Genomic DNA, 13,387 nt, shown 5'->3' with positions numbered 1-13,387 from the left:
GTCAGGCGTTGCGGAGCGCGCCCGCGACGAGCTTCTGCAGCTTCGAGTGCACCGCGGCGCTGCCCGCGATAAATTCGCTGCGCTCGATCGCGCGGTCGCCGCCGCGGAAATCGCTGACGAAGCCGCCGGCCTCACGCACGAGCAGGATGCCCGCCGCGACGTCCCAGATATGGAGATCGCTTTCCCAGAACCCGTCATAACGCCCCGCCGCGACCCAGGCGAGGTCGAGGCTGGCGGCGCCGAAGCGGCGGATACCGGCGACTTCGGGGGCGACGGCGCCGAACACCCGGCTCCACTGCGCCATATTGCCATGGCCCATGAAGGGGATGCCGGTGGCGATCAGGCACTCGTTGAGATGGCGGCGCGACGAGACACGGAGCCTGCGATCGTGCAGCCAGGCGCCGCGGCCGCGCTCGGCCCAATAGCTTTCGTCGGTCACCGGGTGATAGATCAGCGCCGAGGTGACATCGCCCCAGCCGCCGCCGAGCTTGGGCTCCTGCACCGCGATCGAAATCGCGAAATGCGGGATCGCGTGGAGGAAGTTCGAGGTGCCGTCGAGCGGGTCGATGATGAAGCGCGGCTTGCCGGGCTCGCCCTCGATCTCGCCGGCCTCTTCCATCAGGAAGCCCCAGCCCGGACGGTCGCGGGTCAGTTCGTCATAGAGGGTGCGCTCGGCGGCCTGGTCGGCTTTCGACACGAAGTCCGCGGGACCCTTTTGCGAGACCTGCAGATGCTCGACCTCGCCGAAATCGCGGCGGAGCTTGGCGCCCGCCTTGCGCGCGGCGCGTTCCATGACGGTGATGATGCCCGATACGGCCATGATATTCTCCGCTCTCCGGCTTGTGGGAGGGGGCGTTCAGAGTCACGTGCCTCTGAACGCGGGTGGGTAGCAATATGGGCGGGCCTGTCGCCCACCCCTAGCCCCTCCCGCAAGCGGGAGGGGAACTCAGTCAGTCCGCGCGGCGGACATATTCGCGGTCGTAGACGTGCACGACGATCTTGGTCCCGCTGGTGATGTGCGGCGGCACCATGACGCGCACGCCATTGTCGAGGATCGCAGGCTTGTACGACGAGGAGGCCGTCTGGCCCTTCACCACCGCGTCGGCCTCCACGATCGTCGCCTCGATCGTTTCGGGGAGTTCGACCGAGATGGGGCGCTCTTCCCAGAGCTCCAGCACGACGTCCATGCCGTCCTGCAGGAATTCATGCGCTTCGCCGACGACGTCCTTCGAGATGTTGATCTGTTCGAAGCTGTCCTTGTCCATGAACACCAGATCGTCGCCCTCGGCGTAGAGGAACTGGAAATCCTTGGTGTCGAGGCGGACCTTTTCGACCGTGTCGGCGCTGCGGAAACGGTTGTTGAGCTTGCGGCCGTCGATCAGATTCTTGGCCTCGACCTGCATGTAGGCGCCGCCCTTGCCCGGCTGGGTGTGCTGGATCTTGGTGACCTTCCAGATCCCCTTTTCAAATTCGATAATATTGCCGGGACGGATTTCAACGCCGGTGATTTTCATCGCGCACACTCGCTGGTTCAAGGATGGAAAGAGCCGCCGGCGCGCATCCGCATGCCGGTTACAGGAGCGCGCCTTTAGCCGCGGGTGCGGCAAAGGGCAAGTCAGGGCGTCGCGGTGACCATATTGCGCGTGCGCTTGTAGCTGAGCCACACGAGGCCAATGAACAGCAGCAGGCCGACCCACGGCGCATAGGGTGCGTAGCCGTCGCCGGCCACCGCGAGCGGCGCATCGCTGCCGGTGCCCGCAACGATGCCGGCATAGAGCACCCCGAACAGGCTCTCGCCGACGATCATGCCCGTCGCGGTGAGCACGCCCATGCGGTGCGCGAAGCTGGCGTTCGGGCGCCGCGATGCCCAGCGGTCGTAGAACCAGCCGCCGGCCGCACCGATCACGACGGGCAGGATCACCGCCATCGGCAAATAGATGCCGATACCGATGGCGAGCGGAGGGAGCCGGAGCTTGCCGGCGCGGCCGAGAAGCGCATCGACGATGATGAAGCCGACCCCGGCGAGCGCGCCATAGCCGAGCATCGTCCAGTTGAGGTCGCCGCCGAGCACGCCCTGCGCGAGCGACGAGATCAGCCCTGCCTGCGGCGCCGCGAGCGCATTGGGTCCGGCGCCCGGCGCACCGACGAAACCGACGGTCTCGTTGAGCACGTTGAGCACCGGCGGCACGACGAGCGAGCCAAAGATCACGCCGACGATCAGCGCGACCTGCTGCTTCCACGGCGTCGCGCCGACGAGTTGGCCGGTCTTGAGATCCTGGAGGTTGTCGTTCGAGATCGTCGCGATGCCGAAGACAAGCCCGGTGACGATCAGCGCATAAGCGACCATCGCGCTGATTTCGGCCTCGCCGCCGCCGCGGCCGAGCAGGCCGAGGAGCAGCAGCGACGAGGCGATGATCGCAAGGATGCCGATCCCCGATACGGGCGAGTTCGACGCACCGATCAGGCCCGCCATATAACCTGTGACCGAGGCGATCATCAGTCCGACGATGATGATGAACAGGATCGCGCCCGCGACCAGCGCGATCGAGGCGTCCGCGAGCGGCCCGCCCGCGAGCTCGGACCAGAGCAGCACGCCGATCGGCAGCATCAGGAACAGCGAGCCGCCGAACACCCAGGTGATCGACATATCCTGTTCCTCGATCGCCAGCGCCTGCCCGCCCTGGCGCGCGCGGCTGGCCGCCATCGCCGAGCGGATGCCGCCGAGCACAGGGGCGGCGATCTTGACGAGCGTCCAGATTGCGGCGACCGCGATGACGCCCGCGCCGAAGAAGCGCACGTCGGCACGGAAGACGGTGTTGGCGAGCGTCTCGGCATCGCCGGGTCCGCCCTGGGTGAGGATCGGAAGCAGCACCCACCAGCCGGTGATCAGCCCGACGAGCTGCGCCATCCCGACCGACAGGCCGACGAGGTGGCCGACGCCGAACAGCGCGAAGGCGAGTCCGCCCGCGATGCCCGTCGCGCCGCTGCCGACCGCGAACCAGCGCGCGACCTCGGCGCCCGCGAGCTTCATCTGGGTGAGCAGCGTAAAACCCGCGGCGACGATCGAATTCCACAGCAGGGCCGACAGCCCCGCCTTATTCTCGGCCGCACCCTCGGCGCTCGCGGCGCCGACCTGCAGCACTTCGGCGGCGGCGCGGCCTTCGGGATAGGGCAGGTCCGAATCGACGACGAGTGCGCGGCGCAGCGGGACCGAGAAGAGCACGCCCAAGATGCCGCCGAGCATCGTGATCGCGGTGGTCTCGAGCAGCGGGAAGCCCTGCCAGTAACCGACCATGACGAGGCCGGGGAGCACGAAGATGATGGCCGCAAGCGTTCCCGCCGCGCTGGCGATCGTCTGGACGATATTATTCTCGAGGATCGTCGAACCCGCCATATAGCGCAGCAGCGCCATCGAGATCACCGCGGCGGGGATCGAAGTCGCGAAGGTCAGCCCGACCTTGAGGCCGAGATAGACGTTCGCCGCGGTGAACATCAGCGTCAGCAAGCCGCCGAGCAGAATCGCGCGCAGCGTCAGTTCGCGCCCGCGGGTGGTCGGCTTGGTGGTATCGTTCATCAATTGTCTCCCCGGTCGCTGTGTTGCGGGGCGCCGCGTCGAGCGCAAGCGAAAAGCCATGGAATGAAGCCTGTTGGACCGAAACGCCAAAAGCGACGGGCCGAGGGTGTTTTGACGCAACGATCCAATAAGGCGCCGGGCCGCGGTGGCAGAGGAGCGGCCATGATGACGTGGAAACTTTCAGACGAGCTGCGCCCCTCCCGGCGCCAACGCAAGCCCCTCCCCCGCCGCGCGGCGCCCTGCGCCGGGCTGTTTGGCTGGCGGAGCGAGAGCGAGGCGCCGTGCGTAAAGCGCGAGCGCCCCGCGACGAAGCCCGGCCCCGATCCGCTCGATCATCCGCCCGGCTGAGGCTCAGCGCGGCGCGCGTTTTCCGGCGAGCAGGGGATAGGGATTGATCGGCTCGCCTACGTTCCACGGGCTTTCCGGCGTCGTTTCCAGCATCTGGAAATGCAGATGCGGAAAGGCCGGATCGGCGTTACCGCTGGCGCCGACTGTCGCGATCACCTGTCCGCGCGTCACCGCCTGCCCTTCGGCCAAGCCGCGGCGATAGCCCTGCAGATGCGCGTAGTAGAGCATCAGCCGCCCGTCGTCGGCGCGCTGGTAGATCGTCAGCCCGCCGCGATCCGAATTGAAAAGCTTCTCGATCCGGCCATCCATCGCGGCGAGCACCGGGGTGCCGACGGGCGTGGGGATGTCGATCGCGCGGTGCAGGCGGCCCTCGGCGCGGCTCTGGTCCCAGCTGTTGATCAGCTCGGACGGTTTGATGCCCTGGACCGGGATCACGATGGCAAGACCGGTCCGCCGGTCGGCCTCCTCCTCGGGGCTCCATTCCGACCCCCCGGTCGAGGCGGTTGCGGGGCGGCCCAGCAGATCATAAGCCGTGATCCAGTAGAGCGAGGTCAGGATCGCGGTGACCAGCGCCGTCCACAGCATCAGCTTGATGGCGGCCTGCCAGCGCATCAGGCGACGAAGTCCACCTTCGTGCCCGGCGCGACCATCTGCGCGAGCCGCGCCGCGTCCCAATTGGTCAGCCGCACGCAGCCGTTGCTCTCGCTGCGCCCGATATTCTGCGGCTCGGGGGTGCCGTGCAGGCCATAATGTTCCTTGTCGAGATCGATCCACACGACGCCAACCGGGCTGTTCGGCCCCGGCGGCAGGCGATGCTTGCCTTCGCTCGCGGGCACGCCGCGGAGCAGCGCGGGGTCGAAGGCATAATCGGGATTGCGCCCGACGCCGCGCACCTTCCAGCTGCCGATCGGCAGCGGGTCGTGCGCCGAGCCGGTGGTGACCGTGAACAGCGCGATCAATTTGCCGGCGGCGTCGAAGACCTTCATCGTGCCGGCCTTCTTCGACACCTCGATCTTGCCCGCCTTGAGTTGGGTGGTGCCGACGCCAAGCGAGGCGAGCGTTTCGAGCCAGGCCTTGTTGTCGATATCGGCCGCGACGACGGTGTCGGCGCCGACATTGGGCACGCGGAGCGTGGCGCCCGTCTTGATGGTCGGCGTTGCGGCGACGGGGCTCGCGGACGGGTCGGCGGCGGTATCGAGTTCGGGGTTGAGCGCCTTCAGCACCTCGGGCGTGGTGTGGAACCGCTCGGCGAGCTTTTCGAGCAGACCCTCATAGCCCATCGCCGCCAGCTTGGCCTGCTCGGCGGGCTTTTCGGGTAGCGGCGCATAGGTGCCCGACGTATAGCTTTCGGGCACGGTCACCATGCGCGTCGCCGGGATCGCGTTCCACTCGGCGAGCGCGGCCTTGGTCGCCTCGTCCCAGTCGCCGGTGACGGTTAGGCCCTTCGCCTCTTGGAAGCCCTTGAGCGCATTGGTCGTCGATAGCCCCAGCTTGCCGTCGACCACGCCCGGCGAGAAGCCGAGGCGGTCGAGCACGACTTGCAGCTGCATTTCGGGGCGCGCGACGTCGTCCTTGGCGGCTTCGCCGTCGCGTGACGTCATGCCGTCGCCCGTCCATTCGGGCTGTTTGGGCGCGGTTTCGGCGGACTTTTCGGCGTCGCCCGAGCCGATGCCGTCGCCGCAGGCGGCGAGCGGAAAAAGGGCGGCGGCGCAGAGCAGATACGAGAATTTCATGGCAATTCCTGCAGTTGGAGCTGGCTGTCCAACGCCCGGAACGCGATGCGGTTCACCCCGCGAGCAGCTTTTCGAACCGCATGACCGCGGCAGCGGGTCCCTCGGGATAGGCCCAGACGCCCCCCGACACTGCGAGAAAGTCGGCGCCCGCCTCGACGAGCCCTGCCGCATTGTCGACAGTGATACCGCCGATCGCCACGCACGGCAGCTCGAACATGCCCTGCCACCAGGTCAGGATCTCGGGGTCGGCATGGTGCTCGACGGTCTTGGTCGTGGTCGGGAAGAAGGCGCCGAAAGCGACATAGTCCGCCCCCGCCTCGCCCGCTTCCATCGCGAGGTGGCGGCTGGCGTGGCAGGTCACGCCGATCTGCGCGTCGGCGCCGAGGATGCGGCGCGCCTCCTTGGGATCGCCGTCGCCCTGCCCCAGATGCACGCCGTCGGCGCCGAGCCGCTTGGCGAGCGCGACATCGTCGTTGACGATGAAGGCGGTGTCGTGCGCGGCGCAGATCGCCTGCAGCGGCTCGGCGAGGCGCGCGGCCTCATGCTGGTCGAGCCCCTTGACGCGGAACTGGAACGCCGCGACTGGCGCGGCACTCAGCGCTTCTTCGAGGCGAGCGGGAAAGTCGCCGCCGACGTCGAGCGGCGAGATGAGATAGAGCTGGCACGGGACGCGATTGTCTTGGGTCATGGCGGGTTCATAGCGATGCGGCTACCTGCCCGCAAATGCAGAACATCACCCGCCTCTCCGCCATCCCCCTCGCCTTGTTGCTCCTGTCGGGATGCGCCGCGAACAGCCAGCAGACCCCGCTCCAGGACGGCAGCGACGTGGCGCTTGGCCAGAAAGCGATGGTCGACGGCCCGATCGTCCAGCCGGTCGAGGTGCTGGAGGACAGCCGCTGCCCGATGAACGCGCGCTGCATCTGGGCCGGGCGCGTGCGGGTGAAGATGATCTGGTGGCGCGGCAATGGCGAAAAGCAGCCATTCGAGGTCACGCTCGGCGAATCGACGCCGCTCGCCGATGGCGCGATCCGGCTGGAGTCGGTGCGGCCGGAGAAGATGACGAATGTGACGCTGAAGCCGTCGGATTACCGGTTCAGCTTCCGATTCGACGGCGGAATGTAATTCACCATCGTCATTGCCAGGAGCCGAATGCTTCGCTTCGCTCGCAATGACGGACGTACGAGCTAGCGCACCCGCGCCAGCACAAAGCCGTCCCAACCCTTGGCGCCGACCGTCTGCACGGCTGTCGAATCCAAACGCGGGTCGGCGCTCAGCATGTCGAACAGCGCGCGGGTGCCGAGGATGCGCTCGTCGCGGCTCTCGGCATCGAGCACCCCGCCCTCGCGCACGACATTGTCGACGATGATCGTCGTGCCGCTGCGCCCGAGGCGGATCGCTTCGGCGACGTAGAGCGCATTGTTCTGCTTGTCGGCGTCCATGAAGACGAAGTCGAAGGGGTCGCCCGCCGCCATCGCAGCGAGGCTGTCGGCGGCCGGACCGGTGCGGATGTCGACCTTGGCCGACACCCCGGCGCGCTCCAGATTTTCGCGCGCGACCGCGGCATGATGCGCTTCCAACTCCAGCGTCACCAGCAGGCCATCCTCGGGCAGCGCACGCGCCAGCCAGATCGTCGAAGTGCCGCCGAGCGTGCCGACTTCGAGGATGCGCCGCGCCCCCGCCATCTGCGCGAGCAGGAAGAGCATCTTGCCCTGCGCCGGCGACACGTCGATCGGCGGCAGGCCGTGTTTTTCATTGTTGGCGAGGGTGGCGGCAAGCGCGTCGTCGGCGCCGAGCAAATGCCCGGCGATATAATCGTCGACGGCTTGCCACCTCTCTCCCATCACGTCAGGCCACGGAGGCCGCATGAATTTCGTCGATCGCGCTGCCGAGCGACTTGTTGAACTCGTCGTCGCTCATCTGGTGGCGCAGATCTTCCAGCAGCGCGCGGCTGAAGCTCGCGATAATGCCCGGGTTCTTCGCGAGTTCGACGCAGGCCTCGGGGCGGGCGAAACCGCCCGACAACGCGACGACGCGCAACACCTTGGGGTGATCGACCAGCGGCTGGAACAGCCCGGCCTCGGTCGGCAGCGACAGCTTGAGCATCACCGGCTCGCCGGTCCAGGCGTCGAGCGCCGCCAGCACCTCCTCGAGAAGCAAGCGGTCGGCGGCGTCGCGCTCAGCGCTCTTGATGTTCACCTCGGGTTCGATGATCGGCACCAACCCGTGTGCGGCGATGCGCGCCGCTTCGGCGAACTGCTGTTCGACGATCGCTTTCACGCCCTCTTCGTTGGCGAGGTTGATCACGCTGCGCATCTTGGTGCCGAACACACCCTTGGCGACCGCGCGCGCGCAGAGATCGTCGAGGCCGGGGTTCGGCTTCATAAGCTGGACGCCGTCGGCTTCGTCCTCGAGCCCCTTGTCGACCTTGAGGAAGGGCACCACGCCGCGCTCCCAGAGCAGCGCGGGCACCGGCTTGCCGCCGGCGTCGCCGTCCATCGTGCGCTCGAACAGGATCGCGCCGATCACCTTCTGCCCGTTGAAGCAGGGCGCGGTGACGATGCGGCTGCGCATGTCGTGGATCAGCGCGAACATTTCCTCGTCGTTCGAAAAGGCGTCGCCCTCGATGCCATAACCCTTCAACGCCTTGGGCGTCGAGCCGCCGCTCTGGTCGAGCGCGGCGATGAAACCCTGCCCCGATTTGATCTGTTCGAGCATGGCGGCGTTGGCGGTCATAACATCTCCGTGGCTTTGCATACGTATGTGGCGGCGCGCATAGCGGCCCGGCGTGCCGGATGCAATCCGCGCGCGCCGCGTCGGCTCAGGCCGGGTGTCGCGGCACCGCAGCGAGGTTGACCGCGATCGAAATCCGGTCGCTAACCCCCTGATGTGGAACGACGCCATGGCTGAGCCACGACGGGAACATGATGATCCGCCCGCTGCGCACCTTCATCTTGAGCTGCGGCTCGTGGACCGACCCGTTGGCGCTGCGCAGCCGCAGATTCGGCATCGTCATCAGCACCGTGGGCATGCGCGGGTCCTCGATCACTAGCTCGCCGCCGATCGCGCCATCGCCCTTTTCGGACCCGTCGTCGACATAATAGACCGCCGACCAATAGGCGCCCGGGTGCGTGTGCATCTGGTTCGAGGCCTGCGGCGGCGAGACATTGACCCAGATGTCAGTCACCCAGCGGTGCCGCGGCGCGCCAGGCGAGGCGATGTCGACGCAATGCGCGTCGGCCAGCGCGAAGACATGGCGCAGCAGATGCTGAACGGGTTCGCCGCCCCAGTCGGCGACGTCATGCTCAGACTGCCAGCCGCCGATGTTCGAGATCGTCACCCCGGGCCGCTCGGCGCGCCGCGCGAGGATCAGCGGTTTGAGCGCGGCATTGACCGCGGCCGCATTCGGCAGGTCGTCGACGACGATCGGGGTATCGAAAAGGCCGACGAGCTGCGCGCTCATCGGCTAAGCGCGTCCACGCCAGGCAGCGGCTTGCCTTCCATCCATTCGAGGAAGGCGCCGCCCGCGGTCGAGACGAAAGTGAAGTCGGCGGCCGCCCCGGCGTGGTTGAGCGCCGCGACGGTGTCGCCGCCGCCCGCGACCGAGGTCAAGGTGCCGCTGCGGGTCAGCGCTGCGGCGGTCTTGGCAAGCGCGACGGTCGCGGTGTCGAAGGGCGGGGTCTCGAACGCGCCGAGCGGGCCGTTCCACACGAGCGTGCGGCAATTCTTGAGCACGTCGGCGAGCGCTTCGGTCGCGGCGGGGCCGATGTCGAGGATCATCTCGTCGGCAGCGACTTCGTGGACGTTGACCGTGCGCGTCGGCGGATTGGCGGCGAACTGCTTTGCCACCACGACGTCATAGGGGAGATGGATCGTACAGCCCGCCTTGTCGGCGGCGTCGAAGATCGCGTTGGCGGTCTCGACCAGGTCATGTTCGCAGAGCGACTTGCCGACATCGACCCCGCGCGCGGCGAGGAAGGTGTTCGCCATGCCGCCGCCGATGATCAGATGATCGACCTGGCCGACCAGGTTCCTGAGCACGTCGATTTTCGACGACACCTTGGCACCGCCGACGACCGCGGCGACCGGATGCACCGGATTGCCGAGCGCGGCGTCGAGCGCCTTCAGTTCGGCCTCCATCGCGCGGCCGGCATAGGCCGGCAGGCGGTGCGCGATGCCTTCGGTCGAGCCATGCGCGCGGTGCGCCGCCGAAAAGGCGTCATTGACGTAAAGATCGCCGATCTCGGCGAGCGCATCGGCGAAGGCCGGGTCGTTCGTTTCCTCGCCGGGGTTGAAGCGGGTGTTTTCGAGCACCGCGACATCGCCCGCGGCGAGCACCGCGATGCCCGCCTTGGCGCCCTCGCCCACGCATTCGGGGATGAACATCACCGAATGGCCCAGCACATCCTCGACGCCGCCCATCACGAGGCTCAGCGACTGCGTCGGGTTTTTCGCGCCCTTCGGGCGACCGAAATGGGCAAGCAGCAGGACGATCGCGCCCTTGTCGGACAATTCGCGGATCGTCGGCATCGCCGCCTCGATCCGCGTCTTGTCGCCGACCGCGCCGTCGATCATCGGGACATTGAGGTCGACGCGCACCAGTATCTTCTTGCCGGTGACGTCGCCGATGTCGTCGAGGGTCTTGAACGCGGTCATTGCTGCTTTCCTTTGGTTCAGAGGAACTTGGCAATCACGCCCGCGGTGTCGATCATGCGGTTCGAGAAGCCCCATTCATTGTCGTACCAGCTGAGCACGCGCACCAGCTTGCCGTCGATCACCGCGGTTTCGAGGCTGTCGATCGTCGAGCTGTGCGCGTCGTGGTTGAAATCGATCGAGACCAGCGGCTCGTCGGTGAAGCCGAGCACGCCCTTGAGTTCGCCCTCGGCGGCTTCCTTGAGCAACGCATTGACCTCTTCCTTTGTGGTGTCGCGGAGCGGCGTGAAGGTCAGGTCGACCACCGAAACATTGGGGGTCGGGACGCGGATCGACGAACCGTCGAGTTTGCCCTTGAGTTCGGGCAGGACGAGGCCGACGGCGACGGCGGCACCGGTCGAGGTCGGGATCATCGACATCGCGGCGGCGCGGGCGCGGCGCGGGTCCGAGTGGATCTGGTCGAGGATCTTCTGGTCGTTGGTATAGGCGTGGATCGTCGTCATCAGGCCGCGCTCGATGCCGATCTTCTCGTGCAGCACCTTGGCCATCGGCGCGAGGCAGTTGGTGGTGCACGACGCGTTCGAGACGATGACATGCTCGGCGCCGATCTTGTCGTGGTTGACGCCATAAACGACGGTCAGGTCGACTTCCTTGGCGGGGGCCGAGATCAGGACGCGCTTGGCGCCGGCGTCGAGATGCGCCTGGCCGCCCTTGCGGTCGGTGAAAAAGCCCGTGCATTCGAGCGCGATGTCGATGCCGTTGGCGGCGTGGGGCAGCTTGGCGGGATCGCGCTCGGCGGTCACCTGGATGCGCTTGCCGTTGACGATCAGGTCGTTGCCGTCGACTTCGACGGTGCCGTTGAACGGGCCATGGACCGAATCGCGCTGGAACAGGCGGGCGTTCGCCTTGGCGTCGGCGAGATCGTTAATCGACACCAGTTCGAGGTCGTGGTCGTCACGCTCCAGAATCGCGCGCGCCACATTGCGGCCGATGCGCCCGAAACCGTTGATTGCAACCTTCACTGCCATGTCGAAAAATTCCTTTCTGCGTGTGGTAAGCCGGTCCTTATGCGCCGAGCTTTGCCAAGATCTGGGGGGTGATAGCATCGACGGTAATGCCGAAATGCTTGAATAGGTCTTCGATCGGGGCCGAGGCGCCGAAGCCGTCGATGCCGAAGCGCAGCCCGTCGCGGCCGGTATAGCGTTCCCAGCCAAAGGTGGTGCCCGCCTCGATCGAGACGATCAGCGCATCGCGCGGCAGGATCGCATCCTGATAGCTCTTGTCCTGCTCGTCGAACAGTTCGGTCGACACCATCGAGACAACGTCAGCTCCATGGCCCGCCGCTTCGAGCTTGTCGGCGATTTCGACCGCGAGCGACACTTCGGAGCCCGTCGCCACGAGCACAACCTTGCGCGCGGCCGCAGCATCGCGAAGGCGGTAACCGCCTTTGGCGCAAAGATTTTCCGTGACGTCATGACGCAGCGGCGGCAGGTTCTGCCGGGTGAGCGCGAGCAGCGACGGGCGGTCCGTCTGCGCCAGCGCCAGCGCCCAGCATTCGGCGGTTTCGACCGCGTCGGCGGGGCGCATGACGAGCAGGTTCGGCATCGCGCGTAGCGACTGGAGATGCTCGATCGGCTGGTGCGTCGGCCCGTCCTCGCCGAGTCCGATGCTGTCGTGGGTCATCACATAGACCACGCGCTGCTGCTGGAGCGCCGACAGGCGGATCGCGGCGCGGCAATAATCGGCGAAGACGAGGAAAGTGCCGCCGTAGGGGATGACCCCGCCATGCAGCGCCATTCCGTTCATCGCCGCCGCCATGCCGAATTCCCGGATGCCGTAATAGATGTAGCGGCCCGAATAGTCGTTCTTCGTCAATGGTTTGGTCGACGACGTTTTGGTGTTGTTCGAACCGGTGAGGTCGGCGCTGCCGCCGAGCATCGCGGCGATATCGGCGGTAAGCGCGGTCAGCGTGTTCTCCGACGCCTTGCGCGTGGCGACCTTCGGAGGCTCGGTGAGGAGGCCGTTGAGGTAAGCGTCGAACGCTGCACCGGGCGTCACGTCGCCCGCAATGCGCGCCGAAAATTCGTCCTTCTTTTCGTTATTTGCAAGGCGGAGCTTCCACAAATTGTGACGCTTCTTGCCTTCTTCGCCGAACGCCGCCCAAGCGGCTGCGATGTCGGCCGGGATATCGAAAGGCTCGTAGGTCCAGCCCAGATTTTCGCGCGCCGCGGCGACCTCGTCGACGCCGAGCGGCGAGCCGTGGGTGGCCGAGGTGCCCTGCTTGTTCGGGGCGCCGAAGCCGATCAGCGTGCGGCAAGCGATCAGCGACGGGCGGTCGTCGGCAAGCGCGGCGTCGATCGCGCGGCGGATGTCGGCGGGGTCGTGCCCGTCGCAGCTTTCGACGTGCCAGCCCGTGGCGGCGTAGCGCGCAGCGATATCGTCACTGGTCGACAGGTCGGTCGAGCCGTCGATGGTGATCTTGTTGTCGTCCCACAGCACAGTCATACGGCCGAGGCCGAGGTGACCCGCCAGCCCGATGGCTTCGTGGTTGATGCCCTCCATCAGGCAACCGTCGCCCGCGATCACCCAGGTGCGGTGGTTGACCAAATCATCGCCGTAGAGGCTGTTGAGGTGCCGTTCGGCGATCGCCATACCGACCGCGGTCGCGAGCCCCTGCCCCAGCGGCCCGGTCGTCGTCTCGACGCCTTCGAGCTCGAAATTCTCCGGGTGGCCCGCGCACGGGCTGTTGAGCTGGCGGAAATTGCGGATGTCGCCGATCGTCGGGCGCGCATAGCCGGCGAGGTGCAAAGTCGCATAAGCAAGCATCGAGCCATGGCCCGCCGACAGCACGAATCGGTCGCGGTCGGGCCAATGCGGGTCGGTGGGATCGAAGCGCAGATAGTCCGAATAGAGCACCGTCGCGACGTCGGCCATGCCCATCGGCATCCCCGGATGGCCGCTGTTTGCGGCTTGGACCGCGTCCATCGCAAGCGCGCGGATCGCGTTGGCGAGCTGACGTTCGGGCAATGTCATAAGTCCCCCGGAAAAGGATGTGCAGGTGGCGGGATTCGGTGGGGACAGG

Annotated in this window: 13 protein-coding genes; 1 reads left to right on the top strand and 12 read right to left on the bottom strand. The window is 66.9% G+C overall.

Annotated elements, in window-relative coordinates:
- Nucleotide 1: 1 nt before the first annotated feature.
- The 6 genes from BWQ93_RS05010 to thiE form a co-directional block, all read right to left on the bottom strand.
- Complete coding sequence (locus BWQ93_RS05010) at nt 2-820, bottom strand: inositol monophosphatase family protein (RefSeq protein WP_077029555.1); 819 nt, start codon at nt 818-820, stop codon at nt 2-4.
- A gap of 130 nt (nt 821-950) precedes the next feature.
- Complete coding sequence (gene efp / locus BWQ93_RS05005; protein WP_077029554.1) at nt 951-1,514, bottom strand: elongation factor P; 564 nt, start codon at nt 1,512-1,514, stop codon at nt 951-953.
- A gap of 101 nt (nt 1,515-1,615) precedes the next feature.
- Nucleotides 1,616-3,574, bottom strand: coding sequence for an OPT family oligopeptide transporter (locus BWQ93_RS05000; protein ID WP_077029553.1), 1,959 nt, complete (start codon nt 3,572-3,574; stop codon nt 1,616-1,618).
- Between the two features lie 351 nt (nt 3,575-3,925).
- On the bottom strand, nt 3,926-4,534 hold the full coding sequence (locus tag BWQ93_RS04995) for a M23 family metallopeptidase (protein ID WP_232314741.1): 609 nt from the start codon (nt 4,532-4,534) through the stop codon (nt 3,926-3,928).
- Nucleotides 4,534-5,655, bottom strand: a complete 1,122-nt coding sequence (locus tag BWQ93_RS04990) for a L,D-transpeptidase family protein (RefSeq protein ID WP_077029552.1) — start codon at nt 5,653-5,655, stop codon at nt 4,534-4,536. Before BWQ93_RS04990 ends, BWQ93_RS04995 begins: the two co-directional genes overlap by 1 nt.
- A 52-nt stretch (nt 5,656-5,707) precedes the next feature.
- Nucleotides 5,708-6,343 carry a thiamine phosphate synthase gene (gene thiE, locus BWQ93_RS04985; protein ID WP_077029551.1) on the bottom strand — a complete coding sequence of 212 codons (636 nt, stop codon included), beginning with the start codon at nt 6,341-6,343 and terminating at the stop codon, nt 5,708-5,710.
- 35 nt (nt 6,344-6,378) lie between these two features.
- Between thiE and BWQ93_RS04980 the strand changes: the two genes are divergently transcribed.
- Nucleotides 6,379-6,777 carry a hypothetical protein gene (locus tag BWQ93_RS04980; protein WP_232314740.1) on the top strand — a complete coding sequence of 133 codons (399 nt, stop codon included), beginning with the start codon at nt 6,379-6,381 and terminating at the stop codon, nt 6,775-6,777.
- Between the two features lie 62 nt (nt 6,778-6,839).
- On the opposite strand, the gene BWQ93_RS04975 is transcribed toward BWQ93_RS04980, so the two are convergent.
- The 6 genes from BWQ93_RS04975 to tkt all read right to left on the bottom strand — a co-directional run bounded on the left by BWQ93_RS04975 (nt 6,840) and on the right by tkt (nt 13,338).
- A complete protein-coding gene (locus tag BWQ93_RS04975) occupies nt 6,840-7,496 on the bottom strand; it encodes an O-methyltransferase (protein ID WP_077029550.1) in 657 nt (218 codons plus the stop codon).
- Nucleotides 7,497-7,500: 4 nt separating this feature from the next.
- Nucleotides 7,501-8,388, bottom strand: coding sequence for a fructose bisphosphate aldolase (locus BWQ93_RS04970; RefSeq protein WP_443029359.1), 888 nt, complete (start codon nt 8,386-8,388; stop codon nt 7,501-7,503).
- An 85-nt stretch (nt 8,389-8,473) separates the two neighbouring features.
- Nucleotides 8,474-9,115: a TIGR02466 family protein gene (locus BWQ93_RS04965; RefSeq protein WP_077029549.1), complete on the bottom strand. Its 642-nt coding sequence runs from the start codon at nt 9,113-9,115 to the stop codon at nt 8,474-8,476.
- Entirely contained in the window at nt 9,112-10,308 is a 1,197-nt protein-coding gene (locus BWQ93_RS04960) for a phosphoglycerate kinase (protein WP_077029548.1), read from the bottom strand. The genes BWQ93_RS04965 and BWQ93_RS04960 overlap by 4 nt, the downstream gene beginning before the upstream one ends.
- Before the next feature lie 17 nt (nt 10,309-10,325).
- Nucleotides 10,326-11,333 carry a type I glyceraldehyde-3-phosphate dehydrogenase gene (gene gap / locus BWQ93_RS04955; protein ID WP_077029547.1) on the bottom strand — a complete coding sequence of 336 codons (1,008 nt, stop codon included), beginning with the start codon at nt 11,331-11,333 and terminating at the stop codon, nt 10,326-10,328.
- Nucleotides 11,334-11,370: 37 nt separating this feature from the next.
- On the bottom strand, nt 11,371-13,338 hold the full coding sequence (tkt, locus tag BWQ93_RS04950; protein ID WP_077029546.1) for a transketolase: 1,968 nt from the start codon (nt 13,336-13,338) through the stop codon (nt 11,371-11,373).
- Nucleotides 13,339-13,387: the final 49 nt, after the last annotated feature.

Origin of the sequence: Sphingopyxis sp. QXT-31 (genome assembly GCF_001984035.1) — a bacterium.
Taxonomy (GTDB): domain Bacteria; phylum Pseudomonadota; class Alphaproteobacteria; order Sphingomonadales; family Sphingomonadaceae; genus Sphingopyxis.
The sequence above is the reverse complement of the archived record's forward strand: the minus strand, read 5'-3'. Positions and strand labels throughout refer to the sequence as shown.

What these genes read in the sequence shown, in the direction of transcription:
- BWQ93_RS04975 (WP_077029550.1), bottom strand. Translation starts at nt 7,496, where the DNA reads ATGGGAGAGAGGTGGCAAGCCGTCGACGATTATATCGCCGGGCATTTG.
- BWQ93_RS04960 (WP_077029548.1), bottom strand. Translation starts at nt 10,308, where the DNA reads ATGACCGCGTTCAAGACCCTCGACGACATCGGCGACGTCACCGGCAAG.
- thiE (WP_077029551.1), bottom strand. Translation starts at nt 6,343, where the DNA reads ATGACCCAAGACAATCGCGTCCCGTGCCAGCTCTATCTCATCTCGCCG.
- BWQ93_RS05000 (WP_077029553.1), bottom strand. Translation starts at nt 3,574, where the DNA reads ATGAACGATACCACCAAGCCGACCACCCGCGGGCGCGAACTGACGCTG.
- gap (WP_077029547.1), bottom strand. Translation starts at nt 11,333, where the DNA reads ATGGCAGTGAAGGTTGCAATCAACGGTTTCGGGCGCATCGGCCGCAAT.
- BWQ93_RS04965 (WP_077029549.1), bottom strand. Translation starts at nt 9,115, where the DNA reads ATGAGCGCGCAGCTCGTCGGCCTTTTCGATACCCCGATCGTCGTCGAC.
- BWQ93_RS04995 (WP_232314741.1), bottom strand. Translation starts at nt 4,534, where the DNA reads ATGCGCTGGCAGGCCGCCATCAAGCTGATGCTGTGGACGGCGCTGGTC.
- efp (WP_077029554.1), bottom strand. Translation starts at nt 1,514, where the DNA reads ATGAAAATCACCGGCGTTGAAATCCGTCCCGGCAATATTATCGAATTT.
- tkt (WP_077029546.1), bottom strand. Translation starts at nt 13,338, where the DNA reads ATGACATTGCCCGAACGTCAGCTCGCCAACGCGATCCGCGCGCTTGCG.
- BWQ93_RS05010 (WP_077029555.1), bottom strand. Translation starts at nt 820, where the DNA reads ATGGCCGTATCGGGCATCATCACCGTCATGGAACGCGCCGCGCGCAAG.
- BWQ93_RS04990 (WP_077029552.1), bottom strand. Translation starts at nt 5,655, where the DNA reads ATGAAATTCTCGTATCTGCTCTGCGCCGCCGCCCTTTTTCCGCTCGCC.
- BWQ93_RS04970 (WP_443029359.1), bottom strand. Translation starts at nt 8,388, where the DNA reads ATGACCGCCAACGCCGCCATGCTCGAACAGATCAAATCGGGGCAGGGT.
- BWQ93_RS04980 (WP_232314740.1), top strand. Translation starts at nt 6,379, where the DNA reads ATGCAGAACATCACCCGCCTCTCCGCCATCCCCCTCGCCTTGTTGCTC.